Raw genomic sequence first — 11,458 nt, 5'->3', positions numbered from 1 at the left:
ACACTGTCCCCGGTGCTGTCCGTACCGTCCTCGACGCGGTGCTCACTCACCCGGACTTCTCCAAACAGTAGGTGTAGGCGTTGTGCGTGGTGACCGTTCGCTGGTCCTTGACCTCGCCGTCGATGGTGATGCGGCAACCCAGCGAACCGCTGTCGCCCTGGGCGACGACGTTGACGAACACCCCGGGCTGGGTGGTGGTCACGTCGTAGGACCACGGCAGTGCCGCGTCGTCGACGCGCTGCGGTTGGGCGTCGACGTCGACGTAGTTGATCGTCGCCACCGAGCCGGGATCGCCGAAGACCTCGATGACCACGCGTTTGGGGTTCAGCGACACGGCGTCGTTGGGCAGCTCACCGCCCGCCGAGACGTCGTTGTGGGACCCGAAGATGCCGTGCAGCCGGTACACGGCGAACCCGGCCACCGCGACGACCACCACCGCGACCAGCACCATCCACCACCCCCGCGGGAGCAGCCGGCCGATCGCGCTCCCGGTCACCGGCTCAGCTCACCCTGCAGATAGCGCTGCAGCGTGGCACCCAGATCGGCGGCCACGTGTTCGCGCGGGTGGGTGGCCAGCGGTTCGATCCCGACGATGTAGCGGGCCAGCGTGAAACCCACGATCTGCGACATCACCAGGCCGGCCCGGTATTCGGGATGATCGGCCTCGAGCCGTTGGGCGATCGGCAGCAGCAGGTTGCGGGTCAGGAAGTCCCGCACCAGCCGGGCCGCCTCGGGCTCGGAGGTCGCCGCCCGGATCATGCCCACCATGGGGCGGCGGCGCACCTCGTCGTCGAGGACGTCCAGCACCGCGCAGGCCAACCGTGCACCCACCCCCTCGGCGCCATCGCCGACCACCCGATCGATCAACGCCGCGGGGTCGATCGGTAGCTCGACCACCGCCAGGAACAGGTTCAGCTTGGTGCCGAAGTAGTGGGCCACCAGCGTCGGGTCGACCTCGGCCGCCAGCGCCACCTGCCGCATCGAGGTGCGGTCGTACCCCAGCGCGGCGAAGTGCTTGCGGGCGGTGTCGGCGATCAGCTCCCGGGTGGTGTTGGGCCCCGGCCTACGCCCGGTGTGCTTGACGACGGATCCGGGCGGCCGACTCATCGCCGGCCCCGGATTTCCGCGCCCACAGAATTCTGCACGAGTTGAAATGCTAGCGGCAGGGCGGTGCCGGGACCAGACCTAAATTGTCGACGTCAGATACTCACGCCGCCGGCCGGCGGCTATCCGTACTCATGCCGCCGGCCGGCGGCTATCCGCCGGCGCCGAAGCGCGTCACGGAGACGGCATCGTCGGCGGACTCGTACAGCACGGCGCCGCCCCCAGTGCCCGCCACGGTGAACACGCGCCCGTCGCCCACGGCGAGCAGGGCCTGCGGTTGCTGCTCCAGCAGGTGCCGGGCCTGCCAGGTCGCGCCCGCGTCCTCGCTGGCATACAGCGTGCCGGCGCGGTCCACGCCGATCAGCGGCCCGGTGGTGGGCCAACTGAGGTATGCCAGGGCCGGGCTTCCTGAAACGGGCTGGTAGGTGGCGCCGGCATCGTCGCTTCGCTGCAGACCGGCGGCGGTGGTGATGAGGAGCTCGTCCGGGTCGGCCGGGGACACGGCCAGGTCGAGGGCCCGCACGCCGGCGCGCTGCTGCCACGTCCTGTTGTCGTCGGAGATCAGGACCCGCCCGGTCTGGCTGTCCAGACCGTAGGTCCGGCCGTGCCGGTGCTCCAGGGAGTGGAAGTCGGCCCGCCCCGACAACGACAGGGGGACCCACGTCTGCCCGCCGTCGGTGCTCTCGATCAGGCCGAGGTTGGCCGGCTGCCCGTGGTGGCCGGCCCCGGGATGCCCGCTGGCCAGGAAGTGATCCGGGCCGACGACGGTGAAACCCATGAAGTCCTGTACCAACTCGCCCACCAGTTGCGGGTCGGCGTCCCCGGCGAAGCGGTAGAGGCCGTGGTGGGTGGCGGCGTAGAGATCCCCGTTTGCGGGGTTGACGCGCAGCGCGTGCACGTGGCCCATCTCCCGCGGCAGTGACAACCCGCCCGGCCCTGCCATGGACGTGGTGGAAGTGGCCGACGCGGCCGGTGGGCCCGCCGGATCCTGTCCGGGGCCCGCCGGGGCGCAGCCGACCAGCGCGACCGCCAGCAGGCCGGCCAGTGCAGAGGCCGGCGGGGTCAGATGTCTGCGTTTCCGGTTTTCCATTGCTCCCAGGGAAGGTTCCAGTCTCCGAGTCCGTCCACACCCGGCAGTGTCGGGCCGAGCGTGTTGACGACCTCCACGACGTCGCCCCGTTTGGTGTGGGTGAAGAACCACCGGGCATTCGCGGGGCTGACGTTGAGGCAGCCGTGGCTGACGTTCGAGCGCCCCTGACTGCCCACCGACCACGGCGCGGAATGCACGTAGATCCCGCTGTAGGACATCTGGGTGGCCCACTGCACCTCCGTGCGGTAGCCGTCGGGCGAGTTGACCGGCACGCCGTAGGTCGAGGAGTCCATGACCAGCGAGGAGTAGCGGTCGCCGATGATGTAGGTCCCGTTGTCGGTCGGCGTGGAGTCCTTGCCCATGGAGATCGGCATCGTCTTGACCACCTCGCCGTTGACCCGGACGGTCAGCGTCTTGGTCGCGTCGTCGGCGGTGGCGATCACCCGGTCGCCGATGCTGAACCGCGTCGTCACATCGTCCTGGCCGAACAGCCCACCGCCCAGGTCCACGCCGTAGGTCTGCACATTCACCTCGACCCGGGTGCCGGGCTGCCAGTACTCGGCTGGGCGCCAACGGACCTCGCGATTGCTCAACCAGTAGAACGCGCCGTCGACCGGCGGAGTGGTGGTGATCGCGATGGCGTCCTGTGCGGCGGCGCGATCGGTGATGTTCTCGTCGAAGCGGACGGCGATCGGCTGCCCCACCCCCACCACGGCACCGTCGTTCGGCATCACGTAGGGCATCGTGAGGTTCTCGGGGGAATGGGTCTCGAAGGTCGTGGTCCGGCGTGCCACGCCGTTGAGGCCCAGCGCCTCCGCGCTCAACGTGTACCGGCGGTTGTAGCCCAGCGGCTCGGCCGACTCCCATGTCAGGCCGTCCTCGCTGAGCCGCCCCTCGACGACCCGGTCCTGTTCGTTCACCAGGGTCACCGCCCCGAGCACGCCGGCTCCCGCGTCGACGGTGACGGGTTTGTCGACCTGCACCCCGATCGCGCCGTCGCTCACCGATGCCCGCAGCATCGGCACCATCAGATCGGCGTAGGGCGTGCCCTTCTCCTCGATGAACTGCGGACCGGAGGTCGTCGGTGCCGGCGCACACGCGCCGACACCCAGCACCACCGCCAACAGGGTGGCGATGCCGAGAACCGTCCGGGCACCGCCGGTGCTCGAATGGATGCGCTGCACGCGACGACCCCCTTCCCTGCTGTCGCGGCCCCGTTGCCCTGGTCTTCTGGCCAGTCTCACCAGCCCGGATGTGGCTTGCCTATGGGTTGTGTGAAGATTCGATCAAGCGAATCAACATCACTGAGCCGTAAGCGTTTTGGCGTCAAAACGATATCCGCACGTCTCGTTCGGGCTCCGCGCGCTGTGCCATGATCGTGCCGATGACACCGCGAGCAGCATCGAAGACCGACAACGGCGTGGCCGTCCGGGTGGCCGCGACGGCGTCATTCGGTGCCGCCCTGATCCATCTCACCGCCATGCCCTCGCACTGGCAGGAGTGGCCCGCCTCCGGGATGTTCTTCGGCCTGATCGCGTTGTTCCAGCTCGCCTGGGGCCTGGCCGTGCTGGTCAGCCCGTCGGCATCGGTCCTGGTTCTCGGGGTCCTGGCCAATCTCGGCTCGATCGCGCTGTGGGGGGTGGCTCGCACCGTCGGCGTTCCGTTCGGCCCGCACGCCGGTCAACCGGAGATGGTGGGGGCCGCCGACCTGTGCGCCCTGATGCTGCAGTGCTACATCGTTCTCGGTGCCGCCTGGGTGTGGTCGCGCAGCTACCGCACCGAGGCCGTGCCGGGTTTCGGCTACGCGATGGTGCTGACGGGCGCGGGCTCGGTGATCGCCGTGGCCACCGCCGTCGGCATGGTCTCGGGCCTGCAGGACGACCATCATGCGCCCGCGGGCACCGCCGAGCACGGTCACCACCAACCACACGGGACCGCCGAGCACGGTCACCACAGCCCCGATGACGGTCCCGCCGATGCGCCGGCGGACGAACACGCCGACGAGCACCACGACGTCGCGCCGCCCGCCTCCCCCGAGCCCGAAGCCGAGGATCACGGCGGCGCCCAGCTGGTGCGCGTCCCGGCGCCGGTACATCCACCCGAGCACGGCGACGACCATCCCCACGGGTAGCGGTCAGGCCCGGTCGTCGCCGCGGGGACGCAGCCGGACCTCGGTGATGGCATTGTGCGAGATCGCTGTCACCTCAACGGTGTAACGCCCGAAGCCCACCCGGTCTCCGGGGCTCGTGGGAATGCGCCCCAACTCGGCCAGGACCAGACCGGCGATCGTCGTGTAGGTACCCGGCGGGGCGTCGGTGGTGTCGACGTCGATATCGGAGAGGTCGTGCACGGGAAAGCTGCCGGGCAGTATCAGGCTGCCGTCGGGGAGTCGACGGACGGCGAGGACGTCACGGTCGGTTTCGTCGTAGATCTCGCCGACGATCTCTTCCAGCAGATCCTCCATGGTGACGATGCCCGCCACCCCGCCGCGCTCGTCGACGACGAGCGCGAACTGCTGTCGGTCGGCCTTGAAACGTTGCAGCGCATCGGAGACGCGCAGGCTGTCGGGCAGGAGCAACCCGGGCCGTGCCGCCTCGGCCACCGTCCCCCGGTCCCCCAGCAGGTCGCGCAGATGCACCACCCCTACCACCTCGTCGAGGTCGCCGCGGACCACCGGCGCACGGGAATGCCCCGAGGCCGCGAGCACGGCGCGGGCCTGCGCCACGGCCTCGTCCGCGGGGAGCGTCACCACGGAACGGCGCGGCACCAACACGTCGCGCAGCGGACGCCCGTGGATCTCCAGGGCGCCGCTGATGATCATGCGCTGATCCTCACTGAGCCCGGGGTGAGCGCTGACGAGGTCGCGCAGCTCCTCCGGCGAAAGCGGTGCCCGCCCGACGGCGGGGTTGCCCCCGCAGATCCGGACGACGACGTCGGTGGCCAGGCCCAGCAGCCACACCACGGGTCGTGTCAGGGTGGCCAGCACGCTCAGCGGCGTGGCCACCAGCGCCGACCACTGCCGGTAGTACTGCATCGCGAGCCGTTTGGGGGCGAGTTCGCCGATGACGAGGTTGACCCCGGTCAGCAGCACCGTGACCACCGCGATCGCCGCCGGGCCCGCGGCATCACCGAGAAAGCCCAGCGACGGGACCAGCGGCTGGGCCAGGGTGACCGCCGCGGTCGCCGAGGCCAGGTAGCCGGCGAGGGTGATCCCGATCTGAATGGTGCCCAGGTAGCGGTTGGGATCCCGCGCGAGCCTGACCAGTGTCCGGTCGCGGCGGCCACCGCGACGTTCCAGCGCCTGCAACTGCCCTTCGCGCAGGGAGATCAGAGCCATCTCGCTGCCTGCGAACAGGCCGTTGACGAGCATCAGCACGGCGATGAGTGCAATGTCGGGCCAGTAGCCGCTCATGGTGCTCTTCTACACCACGAAGGCTTCGCGAAACGGGACTCGCGGTCGTGCCGGGACGAACTCAGGCGAAGACGCCGTCGATGAACGCCTCGGAGCCCTCCTTCCAGGCGATCACGAAATTGTCGGCGTCGTCGCGACTGATGGCCAGGCTGGGGCAGAACCAGCTGCCACCGCCGGCGGCGAAGAAATGAGGGGAGCCGACCACTCCGCGGGCCCGTCCCTCGTCCCAGTCGGCACGGACCGCCGCCATGGTCTCCTCGGCGCCGAGCGGTTCGAGGTCGAAGCCGGCCGCGATCTCGGCGACCACCGTGGGATCACCGATGTCGCGCCCCTGCTCGAACATCGCGTCGCGCAGCGCCAGGCCCACCTCTTCGTCCAGTCCGGCGTCGCCGGCACGGTCGGCGGCCGCGGTCAGTGCGTACGCGGCCATCGACGTCGTCGGGAAGGTGTCGACGGAGAACCCGGTGAACAGGTCCGAGCGCACCGACGCCCTCAGCGCGGCGATCTCCACGGCGACGTGGTGCGGGTCCAGCGGCGCCCTGTTGATCAGTTCGAGCGGCCAGGCCCGGATACGCATACGCGGTTCGGTGAGTCCGCGTTCGGCGCGGCGGTCCGCGACCGTGCGGAGCCCCACGTGAGTGAACGGGCACAGAATATCGGCAAAGACCTCAACGACGCCCACGCCGCGAGAATACCCGGGGCGACGCACTATTCGGTCGCCCGGGGCAGCGCGCGCAGGGCGCTGCGCACCGCCAGGTAGATCAGGGCGGAGGTCACCACGAACAGCGGCCAGCCCATGGCGATCCGCGCCGCGGCCAACATGCCCGCCTGGTCGGTGTCGTACAGGTAGTACTGGACCGCGAACCGCGACCAGGACACCACGGCCATCACCAGCGTGACCACGTCGAAGGCCAGCCGCACCCGCGGCACCCGCCGCCAGGTGTCGTCGCGGCCGGTGACCCAGGCCCACACCACCCCGACCAACGGCCGGCGCACGATCACCGAGGCCGTGAACACGACGGCGGTGGCCAGATACATGCCGATGCCGGGCAGGTAGAAGTCCTTGGCCTGGCCGGTGAAGTAGGCCAGGATCGCGCAGGCCGCGACCCCGCCGAACCCCAACAACGCCGGGCGCAGGGACTCCCGGCGCAGCAGCTGCCAGGCCAGGATGACCGCCGCGGTCACCAGTGCCGCGCCCACCGCGGGCGCCACCCCCAGCGCCGAGGAACACACCGCGTAGACGGTGACCGGCAGTGCGGTGGAGACCAGCCCGCGGACACCGCCGGCCCGGGCCAGCAGCGCGGCGATCGGCGGTTGCGTGTTGGTCATGTGCGGGCCACCTGTCTGGGTCGGTTCCGGCTGGTCGAGCCGGATCGGCCGCCGAAATCGAGAGTACCGACGCCGGACAACCTCACATCTTCATAAACATCACCAGTCACTGGTTTAACTGTCGTAACGGCCTGGGTACGGTGAGGCATACGGCCCGAGGAGTCCTGTGCGCGCACCCACACAAACCCGCTGGACGCTGGCCGGCGCTGCGCTGGTGATGGCGGCGGCGCTGGTCAGCTGCAGCAACACCACCGACGGGGTGGCCACCTGCCCGGGCTGCGGCACCAACGCCGAACCGAACTTCCCCACCCCGAAACCGTCGGTCTCTCCGCCCTCGACGACCGCGGCGCCCGAGCGCCCGACGGGTCCCTCGGGCCCCTCGTCGGCGATCGCCGCGCCCCCGGGAACAGAAACGCTGCCGCCCAACGACCAGGGCTACGTCTTCGTCCAGACCAAGTCCGGCAAGACGCGCTGCCAGCTCAACCGGGAGACCGTGGGCTGCGAGTCGCAGTTCGAGAACTCCCCGGACATCGACGGCACACCCGCCAACGGGGTCAGCGTCACCTCCGGGGGCTCGGTGCACTGGGTGCTGGGCAACCTCGGCAACATTCCCGCCGTCACGCTGGACTACCGCACCTACACCGCGCAGGGCTGGACCATCGACGCCGAGGCGGGCGGCACCCGCTTCACCAACGATGCGACCGGGCACGGCATGTTCGTGGCGGTGCAGGGCGTCGAGTCCTTCTAGACCTGCCGATCGACCTCCGGCAAGGCCGCCGGCGCGGGGCGAGGTGAATTGCCACGGAAGCCCGATCCGGTAAATTCGCTGGTTGTGGGGGTGTCGTTGACGGATCTGGACACCTGGGATCCCGGGTCGATACGCATGGTGGCCACTGCGGCGACCGACCGCGCCACTTCACTGCGCGACATCGCCCACAACCAGGACGCCATCATCACCAACCTCGAGTGGCAAGGCCTCTCCTATGAGGCGGCGGCGTCCATGGCCACCGCCATCAGCAACAGCATGCTGGCCCATGCCGACGAGTGCGACCAGGCCGGTCGCGACGTGGCGTCCGCCGCCTCCGAGGTCGAATCCATCAAGGCAGAGTGGACGCGGATCCAGCGCATGGCCGACCGCTGGGGCATCGGCATCAACACCGCCACCGGCGAGTTGCACTACGTGATCCCGGACGATCCCGCGGAGCTGGCGGAGGTCGAGCACCACGTGCAGATCGTGCACGACGCGATCGTCGACCTGCTGCGCCGGGCCGACTCCACCGATCGCCATCTGACTTCGGTGGTGAACAACGCCATCTCCGAAACTGCCGAGACCGTGGGCGACGGCTCGGATGTCTCACCGGAAGCCGCGAAGGAGACGGTCGAGAAGGCGCTCGCGGGCGACCAGGCCGCCGCCGCCCAGGTGAAGACGGTGCTGGACTCCATCAACGCCGACCAGCGGGCCGGCATAGAGCCGCTGACGCCGATGCAGGCGTCGATCCTGAGTCAGATGCAGTCACAGCAGGCCGGCATGTCGGTCAAAGACCTTGCCACCGCCGAGCAGAACATGGGTGGCGCCAACAGCGCGATGAGCGACTCCTGGCAGCTGATGAGCAACCCGAACATCCACTTCCCGAAGACCGATCCGGGCGGTGTCGACAATCCGAAGAACATGACCAGCGGGGGCTTCGGGCAGTTGCCCTCCAGCGTGCAGAATGTGTTGAAGTCCAAGGGCATGTCGCAGTTCGACGAGATGAGTAAGCTGACCGACATCGTCAAGGACGGCAACGCGACGTTGCGTCAGGGTGGCACGGCGCTGGACCGGGGCATGCTCAACAAGGCGACCGAGATGATGAACTCGCCCACCTTCCACGGCACGCCCGCCGGCGGAAAGGGCGGTGTGGTCGGTGTGGCCGACGACGGCGTCCCGGTCGCCAATGATGTGCTGGCGACGGCCGGTCAGGATCACCAGGCGATTCACGACATCCTTTACGACACGGCCTATTCGGATGACTTCATGAAGGGCGCGCTGACCACCGACTGGGCCGACAACGGTACGGCGGTGGGCAACATGCTCGGCTGGACCGGCGATGCGGTCGACGGGCCGGACGCCAAGATGGCGGCCGAGACCGCCTCGGCGTACGCCGATTACGTCGGAAACCACGACGGGGACCTGCTGCACATCGGCAATCAGACGCTCGGTCAGCTGAATCCCGAAGCAGTCCGCGGCCTTTCGCACGGCCTGGCGCCTTTTATTCCCGATATAGCCCAGACGTCGTCCGATCTGCAGCACGACGGTTTCGCCGACCTTGACACGGCGGCCAATGTCGAGAGCGGGAAGATGCCGGTCGCCAAGGGCATCTTCTCAGTGCTCAGCAGCGATAGGCAGGCGTCGGACTTCTTCAACGCAGAAGCCGACCGCGAAGTCGTCGCCGAGCAGAACCGGTGGGCCGCCGACTACAACAACGGCGTGGATGTCTCCGGTGACAACTCCCACCTCAAGAACTCCATGACCCTGCAGGGGCTGGTCGACTCCGGAACCCACAACGCCACGGACGCCTCCGGGATCAACAAGGACGACATGAACGCTGCCGCCTACGAACTCAAGAAGTCCGCCTACGAGATGGCCTTCGGCACCGCGGACGCCATCGTGCCCGGCTCGGGCGTCTTCGGCCAGGCCATGGAGCACGGACTGATCGGTGATGCGCCGACAGACCAATGGAGCCAACACGACATCGAGGACATGCAGTCCGGTCAGGCGACACGGCAGATGCTGAACGCGCTGGTGCAGAACGGGGTCGAGGTCAACGGCCTCGGCGAGGGCTTCATTGCGCCGCCGGATGAGCAGCACCCCGACGGGCCGTACGTCCGCTCCTACGAGGAATACAAGGATTGGGCAGCAGCCTCAGGCACAGGTATTGACGATTCTCTTGGTTTCTACGACCAGAACATCAATTCGGCGGTGAATGACACCGTCATCCACGGGGTGGACGGTGGCGTCGCGAGCCAACTGGACAATATGACCGATCGTTACAACGCCGTCACCGGCGACGCCAACCCGGCCGACGACCCCGACAACAAGGATGAGAAGTGAGATGGCACGCCGCGTGCTGATCGGCAGCCGACTGACTGCGGCGGTAGCCATGGCGACCGCCCTGATCACCGGCTGCGGCCACAGCACCACACCCGGCCAGTCAGCCAAACCCCCGGAACGCTGGCCCACCACCCTCTCCGACCTGCATTTCGTCTGGACCGCCGAACCCGGCATCGACCTGCTGACTCAACCGGTCGTCGTCGTGCGCGCCTACATCGAATCCCGGACCCTGGTGAGGTTCGGCGGCAGCCTCGACTACCTCTACCCCGGCTTCGACCGCGCCGTCGAGCCCGACCTACCCGCGGCCGTCGGTAATCCGCTGTCGACAGTGGGCCGCTGGCCAGAGCCGGGCGGTGACGGTAAACGACTGGTTGGCACCGACCTGCGACATGTCCTCCGTATCGCCCAGAACGGCCGCAACGTCACCGCCGTCGCCTGCTTCTGGACCTACGGGGCGGCGTGGCAACAGCCCGACGGCAGGTACCGCATCGGGACCGTGCACACAGGTCCGACCACCGCACTGTCCGTGGAGCGGATCAGCATGCTGGCCCCAGCCGACGACTCCGCGGACACACTGCCGCCCCAGAAGGGGCCCTCCCCCTACCCGTACACCGATGTGTTCGGGGGATGGCGCGTCATCGGCCAGTTGCAGGCGGTCGGCCCCAACGGTGCAGGCCCCGAATGGCCCGAATTCCCACAGGACCAAGCCGCCTGTGCGGCCCGCGCCCCGGCCAGCATCGAACGCCGCGAATACCTCACCTCCGCACCACGGCCCCGCTCGGACTTCCCCACCCTGCCCAGCGAGCCCGGCTGGCCCGTCGAAACCAGGTGAAATGACGCACCGCAGACAGATCGGCGCCCAGGCAATGGCAGCCGCGGCACTAGCGGCCACCCTGATCACCGGCTGCGGCCACAGCACCACACCCGGCCAGCCAACTGAACCCCCGGAACGCTGGCCCCCCACCCTCTCCGACCTGCATTTCGTCTGGACCGCCGAACCCGACATCGACCTGCTGACCCAACCGATCGTCGTCGTCCGCGCCTATCTCGAGTCCCGGACCCTGGTGGCTTTCGGGGGCAGCCTCGACTACCTCTACCCCGGCTTCGACCGCGCCGTCGAGCCCGACCTACCCGCGGCCGTCGGTAATCCGCTGTCGACAGTGGGCCGCTGGCCAGAGCCGGGCGGCGAGGGCAAACGCATGGCCGGCACCGGCCTAAGGCATGTTCTCCGTATCGCCCAGAACGGGCGCGACGTCACCGCCGTCGTCTGCTTCTGGACCTACGGGGCGGCGTGGCAACAACCCGACGGCAGGTACCGCATCGAGACTCCGAACACTGGCCCGACTACTGCTCTCGTCATGGAGCGGGTCAACCTGCTGGCTCCGGCCGCCCCCTCCGCAGACACCCTGCCGCCCCAGCAGGGGCCCTCCCC

Annotated in this window: 12 protein-coding genes; 5 read left to right on the top strand and 7 right to left on the bottom strand. The window is 68.9% G+C overall.

Going from position 1 to position 11,458, the window contains the following annotated elements:
• Positions 1 to 46 precede the first annotated feature (46 nt).
• From CSR00_RS19845 to CSR00_RS19830, 4 genes are all read right to left on the bottom strand, one after another.
• Positions 47 to 496, bottom strand: coding sequence for an MmpS family transport accessory protein (locus CSR00_RS19845; protein WP_281259739.1), 450 nt, complete (start codon positions 494 to 496; stop codon positions 47 to 49).
• Entirely contained in the window at positions 493 to 1,107 is a 615-nt protein-coding gene (locus tag CSR00_RS19840) for a TetR/AcrR family transcriptional regulator (RefSeq protein ID WP_099024142.1), read from the bottom strand. The genes CSR00_RS19845 and CSR00_RS19840 overlap by 4 nt, the downstream gene beginning before the upstream one ends.
• Before the next feature lie 148 nt (positions 1,108 to 1,255).
• Positions 1,256 to 2,194: a F510_1955 family glycosylhydrolase gene (locus CSR00_RS19835; protein ID WP_099024141.1), complete on the bottom strand. Its 939-nt coding sequence runs from the start codon at positions 2,192 to 2,194 to the stop codon at positions 1,256 to 1,258.
• Positions 2,167 to 3,369: a L,D-transpeptidase gene (locus CSR00_RS19830; protein WP_407662482.1), complete on the bottom strand. Its 1,203-nt coding sequence runs from the start codon at positions 3,367 to 3,369 to the stop codon at positions 2,167 to 2,169. The genes CSR00_RS19835 and CSR00_RS19830 overlap by 28 nt, the downstream gene beginning before the upstream one ends.
• Positions 3,370 to 3,578: 209 nt before the next feature.
• Between CSR00_RS19830 and CSR00_RS19825 the strand changes: the two genes are divergently transcribed.
• Positions 3,579 to 4,325, top strand: a complete 747-nt coding sequence (locus CSR00_RS19825) for a hypothetical protein (protein WP_141564407.1) — start codon at positions 3,579 to 3,581, stop codon at positions 4,323 to 4,325.
• Positions 4,326 to 4,328: 3 nt separating this feature from the next.
• On the opposite strand, the gene CSR00_RS19820 is transcribed toward CSR00_RS19825, so the two are convergent.
• The 3 genes from CSR00_RS19820 to CSR00_RS19810 all read right to left on the bottom strand — a co-directional run bounded on the left by CSR00_RS19820 (position 4,329) and on the right by CSR00_RS19810 (position 6,935).
• Positions 4,329 to 5,606 (bottom strand): hemolysin family protein, encoded by a 1,278-nt coding sequence (locus CSR00_RS19820; RefSeq protein WP_099024139.1) that lies wholly within the window; start codon positions 5,604 to 5,606, stop codon positions 4,329 to 4,331.
• A 61-nt stretch (positions 5,607 to 5,667) separates the two neighbouring features.
• Complete coding sequence (locus tag CSR00_RS19815) at positions 5,668 to 6,288, bottom strand: DsbA family oxidoreductase (protein ID WP_099024138.1); 621 nt, start codon at positions 6,286 to 6,288, stop codon at positions 5,668 to 5,670.
• 26 nt (positions 6,289 to 6,314) lie between these two features.
• Complete coding sequence (locus CSR00_RS19810; protein ID WP_099024137.1) at positions 6,315 to 6,935, bottom strand: DUF3159 domain-containing protein; 621 nt, start codon at positions 6,933 to 6,935, stop codon at positions 6,315 to 6,317.
• Positions 6,936 to 7,152: 217 nt separating this feature from the next.
• Between CSR00_RS19810 and CSR00_RS19805 the strand changes: the two genes are divergently transcribed.
• From CSR00_RS19805 to CSR00_RS19790, 4 genes are all read left to right on the top strand, one after another.
• Positions 7,153 to 7,683, top strand: a complete 531-nt coding sequence (locus CSR00_RS19805; protein ID WP_099024164.1) for a hypothetical protein — start codon at positions 7,153 to 7,155, stop codon at positions 7,681 to 7,683.
• A gap of 96 nt (positions 7,684 to 7,779) precedes the next feature.
• The gene (locus tag CSR00_RS19800; protein WP_141564406.1) at positions 7,780 to 10,026 is read left to right on the top strand and encodes a TPR repeat domain-containing protein; all 2,247 of its coding nucleotides are present in this window, start codon (positions 7,780 to 7,782) and stop codon (positions 10,024 to 10,026) included.
• Between the two features lies 1 nt (position 10,027).
• Positions 10,028 to 10,858 (top strand): hypothetical protein, encoded by an 831-nt coding sequence (locus CSR00_RS19795; RefSeq protein WP_099024135.1) that lies wholly within the window; start codon positions 10,028 to 10,030, stop codon positions 10,856 to 10,858.
• 1 nt (position 10,859) lies between these two features.
• Positions 10,860 to 11,458, top strand: a 599-nt coding sequence (locus CSR00_RS19790) for a hypothetical protein (RefSeq protein WP_099024134.1), incomplete at its 3' end; no start/stop codon positions are given.

Source organism: Mycolicibacterium palauense, assembly GCF_002592005.1.
In the GTDB taxonomy this organism is placed as follows: domain Bacteria; phylum Actinomycetota; class Actinomycetes; order Mycobacteriales; family Mycobacteriaceae; genus Mycobacterium; species Mycobacterium palauense.
The sequence above is the reverse complement of the archived record's forward strand: the minus strand, read 5'-3'. Positions and strand labels throughout refer to the sequence as shown.